10 protein-coding genes are annotated in these 15983 nt (G+C 47.2%); 6 read left to right on the top strand and 4 right to left on the bottom strand.

Annotation, left to right across the window (positions count from 1 at the left end):
* Positions 1-14 precede the first annotated feature (14 nt).
* Positions 15-470, bottom strand: a complete 456-nt coding sequence (locus tag HMPREF1536_RS23210; RefSeq protein WP_028727365.1) for an HU family DNA-binding protein — start codon at positions 468-470, stop codon at positions 15-17.
* Between the two features lie 246 nt (positions 471-716).
* Between HMPREF1536_RS23210 and HMPREF1536_RS23215 the strand changes: the two genes are divergently transcribed.
* The 4 genes from HMPREF1536_RS23215 (at position 717) to HMPREF1536_RS23230 (ending at position 6948) form a co-directional block, all read left to right on the top strand.
* A complete protein-coding gene (locus HMPREF1536_RS23215; protein ID WP_028727364.1) occupies positions 717-941 on the top strand; it encodes a DUF4248 domain-containing protein in 225 nt (74 codons plus the stop codon).
* Between the two features lie 35 nt (positions 942-976).
* Positions 977-3298: a DUF3987 domain-containing protein gene (locus tag HMPREF1536_RS23220; RefSeq protein WP_028727363.1), complete on the top strand. Its 2322-nt coding sequence runs from the start codon at positions 977-979 to the stop codon at positions 3296-3298.
* Between the two features lie 408 nt (positions 3299-3706).
* Entirely contained in the window at positions 3707-4000 is a 294-nt protein-coding gene (locus HMPREF1536_RS23225; RefSeq protein ID WP_028727362.1) for an HU family DNA-binding protein, read from the top strand.
* Complete coding sequence (locus tag HMPREF1536_RS23230) at positions 3997-6948, top strand: GLUG motif-containing protein (RefSeq protein ID WP_028727361.1); 2952 nt, start codon at positions 3997-3999, stop codon at positions 6946-6948. The genes HMPREF1536_RS23225 and HMPREF1536_RS23230 overlap by 4 nt, the downstream gene beginning before the upstream one ends.
* 77 nt (positions 6949-7025) lie before the next feature.
* Here HMPREF1536_RS23230 and HMPREF1536_RS23235 read toward each other — a convergent pair whose 3' ends face one another.
* Positions 7026-7520 carry a UpxY family transcription antiterminator gene (locus HMPREF1536_RS23235; protein ID WP_028727360.1) on the bottom strand — a complete coding sequence of 165 codons (495 nt, stop codon included), beginning with the start codon at positions 7518-7520 and terminating at the stop codon, positions 7026-7028.
* 86 nt (positions 7521-7606) lie between these two features.
* Between HMPREF1536_RS23235 and HMPREF1536_RS23240 the strand changes: the two genes are divergently transcribed.
* On the top strand, positions 7607-8929 hold the full coding sequence (locus HMPREF1536_RS23240; protein ID WP_028727359.1) for a Gfo/Idh/MocA family protein: 1323 nt from the start codon (positions 7607-7609) through the stop codon (positions 8927-8929).
* Positions 8930-9033: 104 nt separating this feature from the next.
* Complete coding sequence (locus HMPREF1536_RS23245) at positions 9034-11190, top strand: sensor histidine kinase (RefSeq protein WP_028727358.1); 2157 nt, start codon at positions 9034-9036, stop codon at positions 11188-11190.
* Between the two features lie 83 nt (positions 11191-11273).
* Here the strand turns inward: HMPREF1536_RS23245 and HMPREF1536_RS23250 are convergent, their stop codons facing one another.
* Complete coding sequence (locus tag HMPREF1536_RS23250) at positions 11274-13553, bottom strand: GH92 family glycosyl hydrolase (protein ID WP_028727357.1); 2280 nt, start codon at positions 13551-13553, stop codon at positions 11274-11276.
* Between the two features lie 12 nt (positions 13554-13565).
* Positions 13566-15914, bottom strand: coding sequence for a GH92 family glycosyl hydrolase (locus HMPREF1536_RS23255; protein WP_028727356.1), 2349 nt, complete (start codon positions 15912-15914; stop codon positions 13566-13568).
* Positions 15915-15983: the final 69 nt, after the last annotated feature.

Here is a 15983-nt window from a genome sequence, read left to right on the forward strand (position 1 = left end):
GTATTAAAAGTTTACTACTCGATTACAGGGCGGTCGTCTTCACCTCCGCCACCACCGCCGTCGGCAGAAGGGCCGGCTTCAGTGGCGATGCGCTCGAAGCTCACCTTGTTCAGAATATCCTTCAACTCCACGCTCGGACGAAACACGATGCGCGGTTTGCGGATCATAGAGGCCTTGAACTCTTCCGCCGTAGCCGCCCCCGAACTACCGACATTCACCTGGAAACGTCCGAAATCCCCCATCTGCACGATCTCGCCGCGAAGCAGGGAATCTTTCAGGACAAACAGCAAACCATCTATCACCAGGTGCACATCCCCCGGCGAAGCCGTGGAATAAGCGGCGATAGCCTGGCACATCTGCTTGTAGGCCAACGTCCCGTTGTTATTGACTGATGCATAAATCTTCTGTGCCCCCTCGGGAGCATCTTTCGACAGGTCTTTACGCTTGACCAGTTTGTACCTTACTGACATAATTTTAAATTTAAGGGTTAGTGTTTCGTATAACGTAATCCGGTTAAAGAAGAGGCCTCGTTCTTGATTACATTACAAATATACGACACGCCAAGCCCCCGCAGCGGACATAATCCGGTGAAGTCCGGCAGCGTCCGGCATTCACGGGTAAAAAGATCTATAAAACCTGATTTTCAAGGCATAAATATTTGTTTATCTCATTCTTTTTCCTTACCTTACGAGTACTAAATCAATACAAAAACGATCATGGAAGAAAAGACGAATTACTCCCGTGTATGGGCTTTTTACGAACTGGCCCTCTGTTATTTCCCCGAATCGACCCCCAAGGTGGCGAGCGAACGGCTTACAAGATGGATCAGGCTCTCGGGGAACCTGAAAGAGAAACTGATCGCCCTGGACTGGAAACCGGGACAAAAACTACTCACCCCCCGGCAGGCCATGTGCATCGTCGGCCACCTGGGAGAACCCTGACAACAAACAAGGTGTAACCTACAATTTACAACAGTATGGAAAATAAAGAACAACATTTCTCATGGTACAGCAACGTTTACAGTATCAGGGAAGAAAAGAGAATGACACTTACACAGATTTACGGGCTGATCCAAAGCGATAAGCTCAGGTTCATCACCAAAGAGATCAGACGGCTCACGGCCGAAGGACGGCATAAGGAAGCCCGCCGGATGAAGATGCAGCTCCCCGCCTTCGTGGTCGCCGCCCTTTTCCCGGAAGAACGGAAAACGGAACAGGCCGGCCCCTACACCGGCTATGTGCTGGTGGACGTGGACGGGATGAAGGCGCCGGCTACCGACTATCTGGAACGGTGCAAGGCGTTCCCCTGGCTCGCACTGGCGTATGTCAGTACACGGGGATGCGGCGTGCACCTGATTTTCCGGGTGACGAACGGGGCGGAACAACATGCCGCTGTCTGCCGCGCACTACAGGATATGGTGGAGACAACGCTGGGAGAAGAGGTAGACCGGGGATGTACGGATCTGGTGCGGACAAGCCTGGTTTGCTGGGATGCGGAATGTTATTTCAATCCCGGCGCAGAAGGGTTTACTTTGGAGAGGAAAAGTGATTGTTGTCCAACTACTAATCAGACAACGGAAGCGGAACGGCTCGATAGGTATCTCGACCGGGTGGATATGGGGAACAGTTGGGTGAAAGGGCAACGCCACGGGTTATTGGTTAGCCTTGCATTTTGCCTGAACCGTGCCGGGTTCGACCAACGGATCGTGGAAAGCGAATGCCTGCGCCGCTATGCGGAGCCCGATTTCGATGCAAAGGAAATTACAAAAACTATCGCCTCCGTCTACACCCGTGCACAGGCCGAACACGGAGCGAACCGGCACGAAAAACCGTTCGTCTTCCCCGAAAAGTATGCCACTTCTGCCAACTCTGCCAATAGATACGCAAAAAACGATACGCTCCCGGCCGAAGAAACGGATAACATTATTAATGAAGACTTTACCAGCCACCTACCCCGCTTCGACAAGGTAGTCTTCGAGTTCCTCCCCGCCCTTCTGCGCGACATGATACGTCCCGGCATCACAGGCGAGGAATTCGACATGGCACTGGTCGGCGCACTGACCATGTTATCTACAGTAACCCCCAACGTGTACGGGCAATATCACGGACGTTACACGGCTCCTCCCCTCTATCTCTATGTCGTGGCACAGGCGGGCTCCGGCAAAGGAATACTCAACACCATGCGCCCCGCCATCAGCGTCTGGCAAAATTATATCTACAACCAATCGAACAAACGGGTGAAAGAGTACGAAAAAAAGGATCAAAACTACCTCATAGCCGTGGCACAAGCCAAGCGCAAAGGTACTCCCCTCACCATCGATCCTCCCACCGTGGTGCGCCAGATAAACCTGAACATCCCCGGCAGCATCACCCAGGCCAAACTGACCGAGGTGCTCGCCGGCAACCTCCATTATCCGGGGCTGATGCACGAGTCGGAGATCGGTGTCCTGACCGATGCCAACAGCCAGGATTACGGTAAGTACACCAATATGCTCAACAAGATCGCCCACCAGGAAGAGATCGGACGCGACTCGGTGGCCAATAAATACCAGTACTGCGAAAAGCCCCTGATGGGGTTGTTACTCTCCGGCACGTTCGGACAGTTCTTCAAATTCATCCCTTCCGCCGACGACGGGTTGTTCAGCCGCTTCCTGGCCTACACCCTCGACAAGCCGGTGGAATGGAAAAACCTGACCGACGAAGACGATAAGCAGTCCACCGGAAAATACTACCCCGATCTCGGGCAACGCATACTCCGTGCCGGCCTTTTCCTGGATCAGAACGCTACGTTCGTACATTACACCAAGCAGCAGCGCGACCGCATGAATGCCCGTTTCCGCCGTCTCACGGAAAAAGCGCAGCTGTATGGCGACAACGAACGCCAGGGTATCGTGAACCGCCTCGGACATGCTCACTTCCGTATCTGTATGACACTCACCGCCCTACGCAAAGTAGAGCAACAATGCACACAGGAGAATATGCTTATTTCAGACATCGACTTCAACAATGCGATGGAGTTCATACTCGTTTTCCACGAACATATCCTAAGCCTGAGTACGCGCTTGAAGAAAGAGGGTGAATGTCCTCCGGCTACGAACCCGAATATCTACGAGCAGATCTTCAACGAGCTGCCCGACGAATTCCGCACTGCCGATATGACTCTCCGCGCTACGTCGCACGGGATAGCTCCGCGCACGTCGGCACGACGTTTGAAGATCTGGCTCGACAAAGAGCTAATATTCAAATTATCAGCGGGTAAGTATATCAAAAAGAAGCAGCCGGAAGCGGGTAACCAATAAAAATGTACCTACTGGCAGACTTGGCAGAAGTGGCATACTTTTAGTAAAAAACGGGGACTTTTCAACGAAAAAAACTTACCTTTTTTTGTGAGAAACCGTAAGTATTTTCAAATAAAGACTTAAGCATTTTAATTATTAACACCCGGTAAGTTTAAAAATCAAAGCAAACAGACGATTTTTAGCCTCAAAATAAATGACTAATTTAAACGTTCCTTTAAATCGTCCACAAAGTTACGGGTTAATTTTTAATAACCAAAGCAATCTTGCATAAACTTTGATTTTCATGTTTTTCTTTATATATCAACACTTTTCACGATTTCCTTCTTCACTTTTTTACACAAACAGAATTTCGCACATACCCCCTCAAAAAATGACTAATTTAAAGGAACGTTTTTTCTAGTCATGCTTATGAACAAACAACAATTAATCAACGACTTAGCTCTAAAGACAGGGCAAACGAAGTCAACCTCTCAAAAGATGCTTCAAGCATTAATGGAAATCATCACCGATCAGTTACGCTGTGGTGACGAAATCCACTTATACGGTTTTGCCGTCATTTCAAGATGGCATCAATCCAAACGCCCGGCGCGCAACCCCAAAACGGGTGCCCCTCATGTCATTCCCGAACGTTTCTCCGTAAAGTTGAAACCGGGAAAACAGTTACTCGATGAATTAAATAATCCTCAAACTAAAAATAAATGATGATGAAAAAGTCTTTACACCTTATCTCAATTCGCCTGTTAATAACGATTATCCTCTGCTCCCTTTCCAAAGGAGTATTGGCACAAGATAGTACAACGGAAACGTGGGAAGACCTGGCTGAAGCACCAAAAGACTGGAATACCAATTCCAAAGAAATCAACATATCTTCTGAAAAGGAATTGGCTTGGGTAGCCAAAATGGTTAATAACGATGAAGATACAGGAGATTCCAACAAAAAAGGATTTGAAGGGGTAACGATCATTCTTAAGGCTGATCTAAATTTAGCTGGGCATCTCTGGATATCTATCGGTAAAGACAACCTAAATGATGAATTCATAAAGCTATTCAAAGGAACTTTCGACGGAGGAAATTTCACCATCAGCAATATGACTATTAACACTGTCTATGCAGCAGGTCTGTTTGGTCACATTAAAAATGCAACTATAAAGAATGTTACACTGACCGGTTGTTCAATCAAGAAAACAGTAGAGCCGGAGATAAGAGATCTCCGTAATCTTTTTATAGGATGTATAGCAGCCAACAGTAAATCATCCACTATCCAATCTTGTCATGTCGAAGGTTTGATAAAGCGAGAAAATTCTGAAGGAGAAACGATTGGAGGTATAATCGGTCTTGGTCAGGAAAGTATAGTGACAGATTGTACTTTTGAAGGAGCAATCACAGTTCATCAGTCAGAAGATGGACGCAAAGCCCATCAAGGTTCCGGATGGATCGGCGGGATAGTTGGAGATCATGTAAATGAAAATAATATAGGAAGTATCACTAACTGTCATGCCACTATTACAATGGATTTAGAAGGAGCAGATGCAGGGGGGATTACATCCATCAACAGAGGTTACATAAAAGATTGTACGGCTAAAGGTAAAATAGATTTAACAGCAGATAATTATTTATATGGCTTAGGTGGAATCGCTGGACAAAATACAGCACGGACAAACGGTGATTATTCTATTGAAGGATGCAACTCTTCATGTGAGCTCACTCTGATTTATACAGCAAATGAAACAAAACCTTCAGGTTGGAATAGGGCAATAGCCGGAGGAATTGCGGGAGAACATTGTTCTAGAACATTACCTATTATAGGCTGTACCGCATCCGGAACAATTACCACCCAATTAATAACAGATCAACCGGACAGAGTAGATCTGAATTTATTTAAATCTTATGCAGGAGGCATTGTAGGATACAGCGAAAGTGAGATTAGAGATTGTAAATCTTTTGTAAACATATCTGCATCTACAACCATTCCAGCAACTCCTATTTATGCAGGAGGAATTGTCGGCTATACAAGTAGCAAACCTGTTACTAATTGCATAGCTTCCGGAAATATGATCTTAGATGGATTTGCAATTTATGGTGGTGGTATTGCAGGGTATAATTACTCTGTTATTACAAATTGTCAAACCAATATATCGGTAAGTTCGAATAAAAGTAAATCCAGATATTCGGCAACGATAAATGGAATATCAGCTAAAGGAAGAACTTGTTATATAGGAGGTGTAAGTGGTATAAACTATAAAACAATAAAGAATAGTTATTCAACGGCTAATCTTACAACCGAAAGCAGTAGTAATAATTATATCGGAAGCCTTGTAGGATATAATTATGGGAAAAATCCCATTTGGGGAGAAATTGTAGATTGCTATGCAACCGGAAATATTACATCTACAGGTGTAGGAAATCGCGTCGGGGGGATCGTCGGACAGAATGAGTCTAAAGTTCAAAATTGTTACACAACCAGCCAACTGGAAGCGATCAGAACAGAACAAAATAAAGGATATGTAGGTGGTATTGTAGGAATAAACACAGCAACCGGCAGTATTGAAAACTGTTTAGGACTTAATATTTCCGGCATTACAAATTACACCACCGCAATCGGACGCATTATTGGATATTACTATACAGGTGGCACTGTTACCAACAATTATGCCCATACAGAGATACCTGGAAACTGGGATATAAACAAGACAGAGCTAAATGGTTCTGACTGGGATAATGTGCAAACCTATCCTTTTGCTGCATCCGATGCCTGGGATTTCACAGACAATACCCAACTCCCTAAGCTAAAAAAGATCAACGACGACGGTAGTTCCTACAGCGAAATGATCGCCAACCAACCGAGCATTCCTTTACTGAACCTGCAATATTTCACCATCACATTCAATAAGCCCGATAACGGAACACTGACAGTTAATCAGGAAGATGGTACTTCTATATCATCAGGAGATAAAGTATTAGGTGGTACAAAATTGATTATTACGACCGAAGCGTCGGAAGGCTATCAGGTAAACGAGTTACTCGTCAACAGTACACCTTTCACATCAGGTGACGTGCTGACAGTTTCATCCAATATAGATATCGCAGTAACCATCACTAAAAAACCGGAACCTACCCCCGACCCTGATCCCGATCCTACTCCAAAGCCCGATCCCGATCCGACCCCGACAGTATACCATATCGTCACCCTCCCGCAAATAGAAGGTGCAACAACCGACCCTGTCGCCGGAGAATACGAAGTAGAAGCTTGGAGCAGCTTCCGTTTCTACCTCACACTGGATGAAGCATACAGCCAATCCTCCCCCATCGTCACGACCGACCGGGGCGAAACAATCACCCCACGTTCAAGCGACGGCGCATACATCATCAAATATGTACGCCAGCCGATCGCCATCAGCATCGACGGCATCATAAAGAACCCCGACCCCGTAGCCAACGAAAAGATAGATGCAAACAGCCCAAAGGTTTGGACAAAAGACTCCTACCTCCACCTCCAAACTCCGCAGCCCGAAACGGTCTTCATCTACACCTTCAACGGCACTTTGCTGAAAAAGCTCACCAACCTATCCGGCAACAAAATACTTTGGCTCCCCCAAGGCAATTACATTGTTCTGATTGGAAAGGAACGGTTTAAGGTACAGGTGAAATAACCAATAAACAAAAAGCCGCAAAAGAAATTAAATCTTTTGCGGCTTTTATATTACTAAATAACTCTTATTTTCATGTCTTACTTCAACCTATTCACCCTAGCCACATCCGTCAGCTTCACACAAACCGTTGCGCCCAACTGTTCCAGATAAAGCATGAGGTGGTTCTTCTTTATCTTCTTGATCTTTCCTGATACATGCCGCATAGCACCGGTAAGGATTTCAACCTCTTCACCTGCACAAAGCTCATGCTCGGCAGCCTGCTCCAAAAACTCTTTGATGGCATCCACCTCCACCTGGCGGACAATAGCCGGCTTCTGGTTGTAAAAGACAATCCGGATAACGCCATACACCTTTAGCAAGTCGCGCAAAACGGCATCCGTACACCTGACAAACACATACGAACTGAACAAAGGTATTTCAACGATCTTCACACGGTCTGACCATACACGTGGAGTACGGTGCAAAGGTAGCCAGCATTCTACTCCCAACATATCGATTCGCTCTTTTACCTGCTTTTCTGCACGCGGAGCCGTATATAAAACATACCAGTTAGTATCTTGAGTGGTTATCATTGGTAATTTTTTTAATTCAGGGCACAAATATAGAACTATTTTTCGTATTATTGCAAAGCTGTTCGCGAACACATAATTTAAATACCATGAATAGAAGAAATTTTTTACAAAAGTCCGCATTATCTGCTGCCGGACTTGGTTTATCGCCGTTATTCGGCCATGCTTATGAAACGGTCTACGGACAAACTGCCCCTAGCAACAAAGTAAAAGTAGCCCTGATCGGATGCCGTTCGATGGGTTTCTCCAACCTGAGTAATTTCCTGAAATACCCGGAAGTGGAATGTGTCGCCCTCTGCGACATAGACGACGAGTGGCTGAACAAACGGGCTGCCGATGTGGAGAAAAGCACCGGAAAGAAGGTGAAACACCTGTACAAAGACTGGCGCAAAGTAATCGACAACAAAGATATCGACGCCGTGATCATCGGTACCCCCGACCACTGGCACTGCCTTCCTACCATATATGCCTGCCAGGCAGGGAAAGATGTATATGTGGAAAAACCGCTTTCCAACACCATCGAAGAGTGTGACCTGATGGAGAAAGCCGCCCGCAAATACAACCGTATCGTACAGGTAGGCCAATGGCAACGCAGCGACCCGCACTGGGACGAAGCCGCCAACTACCTGAAAGCCGGCAATATCGGCCGCATCCGTACAGTAAAAGTCTGGGCTTACCAGGACAGCAAACCTACCCTACCCATCATACCCGACAGCCCGGTTCCTGCCGGAGTGGATTATGATATGTGGCTGGGCCCGGCACCGAAACGTCCGTTCAACACCTACCGTTTCCATTATAATTTCCGTTTCTTCTGGGATTATGCAGGCGGGTTGATGTCCGACTGGGGCGTGCACCTGCTGGATTATGCATTGGAAGGAATGAACGCCGACCTGCCGAGCCGCGTATTCTCCGGTGGTGGCAAGTTCGCTTATCCCGACGATGCTATGGAGACACCCGATACCCTGATGGCTACCTATGCTTACAAGGATTTCAATATTATCTGGGATCATGCCTGCGGTATCAACCACGGCCCGTTCGACAAGAAAGAAGGACTGGCCTTCTTCGGTGAAAACGGTACGCTGGTACTTACCCGTGCAGGATGGGAAGTCCTTCCCGTCATGGTCGGGAAAGAGGCGCGCATGGAAGCCGTACCTTTCAAAAAAGGCGAAGGCAAAGGGTTGTACAACCATGTCGGCAATTTCCTGAGTTGCATCAAGAGCCGCGAATTACCCAACGCGGATATAGCCATCGGCGCTCGTGTAGCCAAAATGTCTCACCTGGCAAATATTTCATGCCGCCTGCAACGCGAAGTGCGCTGGGACGACGCCAACAGCCTGTTTGTCGGTGATAATGAAGCGACTGCGCTATCAAAGGCCTATTATCGGGCTCCCTGGGAATTACCTAAAATTTAAACAAGATAATCATTATTCTAAGGAAAGCTTAGAACATCTTTGAAAATCAAATTTTATATGTACTTTTGTTCCCATACAACAAACAATAAACTTCATATACCGATATGGGTAGCGTATATGCTAATTATTCGAGAGAAGATCTGATCCGTGAAATAGAAATGTTGAAGGCCGAAGACTCCTCCGTCAATGTAGAAAAGACATATAAAAACCGTATGCTGACGAATGCCATTGCACTACGGAAAACTTTTTCGGATGTTCTGGCTTTACTGATGAGACCGGGACAGAAGCATCTTATAGACCAGTCCCTCTTGGTTATCCTGAAGTTCTTCGATGTCGACAGGGTATATATCGGGAATTTTGAAGAGAATAAACCGACATTTAACTTCACGCATGAAGTGACCTGCCAAGGTATTATCTCCATGCGTGAAGATATTCTGACGGAAATGCCTCAGGAAGACTTTCCCTGGTGGATAAAAACAATCAGGGAAGGTACGGATATCATTATCAATGATATTGACTATATGCCGGCAGAAGCTGTTGCCGAGCAAAATATATTGCGGGTACAAAATATAGTCTCCCTACTGGCCATACCTATTTTCCACGAGGGGGCGACAAATAGTTTTATCGGCCTTGACTGTGTAAGGCAGAAAAGGACGTGGACTGCCCTGGATATAGAAAACCTGCGGATACTGACAGATATCATCTCGATCGCCATCGAACGCGAAATGGCTCACGGGATGATGGAGCACTCGATGAAACAGGTGCTGAAGAGTGAAGCCAAGTTCCAGATCATCTTCGACAAATTGCCGTGGGGAGTAGAACTTTACGACGAAAACGGCTATCTGCTGGATATCAACAATGCCGACCTGGAGATATTCGGGACGACACACGACCAGGTGCTCGGACTTAACACCTTCGAGAATCCGAACATCCCTGACTGGGTAAACGAGAAACTGAAAAAAGGGGAAGATGTCTCTTTCCTGCTGGATTACAATTTCAGTAAAGTTACGGAAACGGATTTTTACCCGTCGACGGTAACCGAACAGGTCAAACACCTGAGGGTGAAAGGGGTTGTCCTGAAAGATCCCCAAAACGTTATCATGGGTTTCATCTTTATCGTCTTCGATGACACCGAAAACTACCATAAGACAGAGGAGATACAATACAGCCTTGCCAAGTTAAAGGCCGCAGTCGATACCGGCGAGTCGGTTATATGGGAATACGATGTAGCCATCGATAAGCTGACTACCGACTTCAGCCTGAACGATAAGATACAGGACACTTCTTTCCTTAATTACCTGAAAGAGGACAGATTCGGTTCCATAAACGACTTTATGGAGACATTGCATCCGGACGACTATCCGATTGTTTATGAAAAGAAATTCAAACGGCTTATCAATGGGGAAATCGACAAATACACGGCTGTGTACCGCAGGATATTCGACGATAAGGTGTACTGGCTCAACTCCAATGTGCGTGCCTACAAATATTTTGAAGATGGAAAACCCAGCAAGATAATAAGCTATACTTCCAACATCACCGACCAGCGCGAGAAAGAGCTGGAGCTGCTGAAGGTGAAGGAAGCGGACAAGCTGAAGTCGGCTTTCCTGGCTAATATGAGCCATGAAATACGTACGCCGCTGAATGCGATCGTCGGTTTCTCGGATCTGGTGGCCGAGACGGACGATCCCGAAGACAAACAGGTTTATCTCGATATCATCCATAAGAACAATGATTTGCTTCTTAATCTTATCGGCGACATCCTCGACTTCTCAAAGATTGAATCGGGCATGTTGAAATATAATATAGAGGAGGTTAATATCAGGGAACTATGTATGGAGGTTTACTTGGGAGGCACGCTGAAAGTAAAGCCGGAAGTAAAACTGATTTTCGACAGGAGCCAGCCGACCGTCACTCTCAGGACAGATCCCCAGCGGGTCACACAGGTGATTGCCAACTTTATCAACAACGCGATCAAATTTACGGACAAGGGAAGCATCACTATCTTTTACGAAATAAAAAAAGATAAAGTGAAAGTCTGTGTGCAGGACACCGGGATCGGTATTTCCGAAAGCAACAGGGAGCGCGTATTCGAACGTTTCATCAAGATCAACGACTTCCATCAAGGCACGGGGTTAGGACTGACTATCAGTAAAACGATCATTGAATACCTGGGTGGTTCTATCGGGGTGGACTCCGTAGAAGGCAAAGGTTCCACTTTCTGGTTTACCTTACCTTTAAATTATAACGGGGCTTATTAGGATATGACACCCTGATCCCCTGTTTCATAAAACAAGAAAGCCGGTTGATTTCTCAACCGGCTTTCTTGTTATTATAGCTCTGATCATTGCGGCATCGGAGCGGCAGAAGGAGGAGGCGTTCCTACCCCCCAGGCTTTATTGGCTCTCGGGCCCATTTCAAGTTCAAGCAAACCGCCCTGGGCGATATCGCTATGCTGGAACCAGGGTTGGTTCAGGACTTCACCATTCAAACGGGCAGACTGTACGTACTTGTTCTCTTCAGAAGCATTGTTCGCTTTCACCTCGAAGGCATTGCCATTGCCCAGGTCGATCTTCACATCGGTAAATACCGGGCTACCTATATTATATGTAGGCGAACCGGGAGTAACCGGATAAAATCCCATCTGGCTGAATACTACGAAAGCAGACATACCGCCACCGTCTTCATCACCCGGAACACCCATCAGGTCGTTGCGGAACCATTGGTTCAACAGCGTACGGATACGTTTCTGCGTTTTCCAGGGCTGGCCGGCATAATTATATAGGTACGGGATATGCAAGCTCGGCTCATTGGCCATAGAGAACATACCTACATTACCTGTATGGTCGGGCAGGAAGGAATAGAATTGCCATTTGGACATTCCCAGGGGTTCGTTGAACATAGAGTCGAGGTCTGACACAAACGCTTTATCGCCACCGATCATCGAGATCAGGTCGCCAATGTTATGCTGTACGTCCCAACGGTAAACGTAGCCGTTGTTCTCGTCGTAATAGTCGCGTGCACCCAGGCCACCGTCGTAACGATAATCCATCGGTTCGATGAACTTGCCGTCTTTATCCTTCGGATGGAAGAAACGGGTGTCGGGGTTGAACAGGTTGCGGTAGTTGTACGACTCACGCAGGTAGTGCTTCGCTTCGTCTTCCTTACCCAGTTCGGCTGCGATCTGTGAAAGGCACCATTGGTCGTAAGCCGTACCCAATGTAACAGCTACCGGCTGACGTTTTTCCCAGATAGATACATTTTCCACTGTTTCCTTTTCACCGGGTTTCAAAGCCGGGATATAACCGTGTTCCTTATAGAAATCATCCAACCATCCGGCAGGTTTAGCCGACCAGGGGATCAATGTTTTCTCTTCGATACCTTTCTTCGATGCGACATAAGCTTTTTCCAGGTCGAAGCCGCGTACGCCTTTCTTCCAGGCATCGATTACAGTAGCAACGGCATGGTTGGAGTTCATACGGCGGGAGTCGCCGGTCACTTCGGGGAAGGTCGGCATCCAGTTCGTACCCATCTGTTCGGCCATCAGCAGGAAGGAGTGGATGATATTGCTTTCTTCCTCATTGTCGATCAGGATGCGTAGCGGATGAGTGGCACGGTAGGTGTCCCAGATCCAGTCGTCGGTATAGAACGGACGGCCACCGTCTTCGTGTATCTTTCCGTCGAAGGCGCTGTAATAGCGGCCGTCTTCACTCAGGTTGACCGGACGTTCGTAGCAACGGTACAGGGAAGTATAGAATACGGTCTTATCGTCGTCGGTTCCCCCTTGTGTCTGTATCTTGCCGAGGGCATCGTTCCAGTCGTTACGGGCGATCTTGGCAACGACATCGACATCGTAGGCTGCTATCTCGCGTTCCAGGTTCTTCTTCGCCTGTTCTTCACTGATGAAGGAGATACCGTAACGGACGCCGAGTTGCTTCACATCGTTGCCGTAAGCCATCACCAGAGCGGCGTCTTTTCCTTCCACAGAAGTTTCTCCGTACTTCACGGTGTTGTCTGCCAACACGCCGCATTGCTGCGGAGCTTTGTCGGTTTCGGCATACAAGTAGACTTTCGTCTTACGGTCTACGAACTGGTAACCGCTGATGTTCTTGCCATCACTCTTCAGCTGACCGTTGCGGCTGTTGAATACCAGATACGCCGGGCCTTGCCCTTCAAAAGTGATACTATAAACCGCACTCTGGTGAGAGGGGGCATAGTCTACATCGATATTGTTGTCGTCCAGATATACCTGGTAACGGTACGGATGGATCTTCTCATGATCGTAGCTGTAGTTGATAACCGGCTTCAGTCCGGCTTCTTCCCCCTGATACGGGCTCAGGTTGAAGGCGGAGCTTCCGCGGTGGCTGGTCACGATGATAGGCAACCCGCTCAACATATCACCCGTAAAGTCGGCACGCTCCGGATAAACACGGAGCATGCTGTTAGGTAAATGTATCGTCGGATAGGTAGGCACCAGCAGGTGACTGATATTTCCCATGTAGGGATTCACATAGTCTACCGGGCTTTTCTGCGGGGAAGTACCTCCCCCAGCTGTACAGGAAGCCAGCAGAAAAGCGGAAGCCAGCAGGGCTACACCTGTTTTTATTTTCTTGTTAACGTTCATATACCTGTATGTTTATTTCTTTTTTGACTTAGCGGCCGGAACCAGTTTCTTAAAGTTCTCGTCGTTGACAGAGAAGGAATAAGGAAGATCTTCCGGATTAACGCCTCTGTTCAGGTTAGGTTTGTCACCCATCTTGATATCGAGCACGCCGCCTTTCAGCAGTTCGTTATGGTCGAGATAGTTCTTGGTGTAGTTCACGCCATTGAACGACATCGACTCGATATAGATATTCTTGTCGCTGTTTTCAGGGGCATTGATCACCAGGTTCTTTCCGTTCTCGAAATGCAAGGTCGCTTTCTTGAACAGCGGGGCACCCAGCACATACTGTGTCGTTCCCGGAGCTACCGGATAGAAACCGAGGGCTGAGAATACATACCAGGCTGAAGTCTGACCGTTGTCTTCGTCACCGCAATAGCCGTCGGGGGTCGGAGTGTACATTTTATTCATTACATCGTGTACCCAGTACTGCGCTTTCCAAGGTTCTCCGGCATAGTTGTACATGTAGATCATGTGCTGGATCGGCTGGTTACCGTGTGCATAGTTACCCATGTTCATGATCTGCATTTCGCGGATTTCGTGGATAACCTGTCCGTAGTAGCTGTCGTCGAACAATGGCGGAACGGCAAACACAGAGTCGAGCATCATAACGAAAGAGTCTTTACCGCCCATCAGGTCGATCAATCCCTGCGGATCATGGAACACAGACCAGGTATAATGCCAGCTGTTACCTTCCGTAAAGGCATCCCCCCATTTCAGCGGAGAGAACGGAGACTGGAACGTACCGTCGGCATTCTTTCCACGCATCAACTTAGATTCTTTATCGTAGAGGTTCTTATAGTTCATGGCACGTTTGGCATACAGTTCGAGCTCTTTCTTCGGACGTCCCAGCTCTTTTGCGATCTGGTAGATACACCAGTCGTTGTAAGCATATTCGAGTGTACGAGCTGCATTTTCATGGATCTTTACATCGTAAGGTACATAACCCAACTTGTTGTAGTATTCATGTCCCAGACGACCGGTAGACGAAACGGTAGGATGTACGTTTTCTGTTCCGTGGATCAGGCCTTTATACATGGTTTCCAGATCGTCCACTTTCACTCCTTTCATATAGGCATCTACCAGAACGGAAGCCGAGTTATTACCTACCATGCAACCACGGTGGCCCGGACTTGCCCATTCGGGGAAGAAGCCGCTTTCTTTATATGTATTGATCAATCCTTCCTGCATTTCCTTGTTCATAGACGGGAACATCAGGTTCAGGAACGGAAACAGGGCACGGAAAGTATCCCAGAAACCGGTATCGGTAAACATATAACCGGGCAGTACTTCGCCGTTGTACGGGCTGTAATGAACTACATTGCCTGCTGCGTCGATTTCATAGAATTTACGCGGGAAAAGCAGGGCGCGGTACATACAGGAATAGAACGTACGATACTGATCCAGCGTACCTCCTTCCACCTCGATCTTACCCAACACGTCGTTCCAGGCTTGTTTGCCTTTTGTCACCAGTGTTTCGAAAGAATCGTTACCCAGTTCCTTCATATTTACGGCAGCCTGGTCGAAGCTGATAAAGGAAGAGGCTACTTTGGCATGAACGATCTCGCCTTTCTTTGTCTTGAAACCGATTACGGCTCCCACATGCTTGTCGGTCTGTTCCTTTGCCCCTTCTTTCAAAGAGTTATCGGCAAAAGTAGCTTCGTAAGTGAAAGGTTTGTCAAATTCTATGATGAAATAGTTCTTGAAGTTTTCAGGAACACCTCCGCTATTCTTTGTAGAATAACCGATGATCTTGTTTTCTTCCGGTATCACCTTAATGTATGAGCCATTATCGAGTGCATCGACTACGATGTAAGAATGGTCGTTTTCGGGGAAAGTGAAACGGAACAGGGCGGCACGGTCGGTCGGAGTCAACTCTGTGATCACATCGTGGTCGGCCAGGTATGCTTTATAGTAATAAGGTTTTACCACTTCGCTCTTATGCGAGAACCAGCTGGCACGCTTGTCCTGGTCGAACTCAGGAGCACCTACAACCGGCATGATGGCAAACTGTCCGTAATCGTTGATCCACGGGCTGGGCTGGTGGGTTTGCTTGAACCCTCTGATCTTATTCGCAGTATATACATACTGCCATCCGTCTCCCATCTTTCCCGTCTGGGGAGTCCAGAAGTTCATACCCCACGGACGGGCGATGGCAGGATATGTATTTCCTGTTGACAACTCAAAAGAAGATTGAGTTCCCATCAGGGGCATTGCATACTCTACCGGATCGAATGCTTCATTCCCGGAAGCGGCCATAGCAGGTTTCCCGACACAGGCCAACATCGCGGCCAAAGCGAAAACCCATACACTTTTTCTTTTCATGATTTAGTTTTTATTTGGTTGAATAACTAATTATACTCATTGATTATTATCAGTACAAAGATAACCAGA

Origin of the sequence: Parabacteroides gordonii MS-1 = DSM 23371, from assembly GCF_000969825.1 — a bacterium.
Lineage (GTDB): Bacteria > Bacteroidota > Bacteroidia > Bacteroidales > Tannerellaceae > Parabacteroides > Parabacteroides gordonii.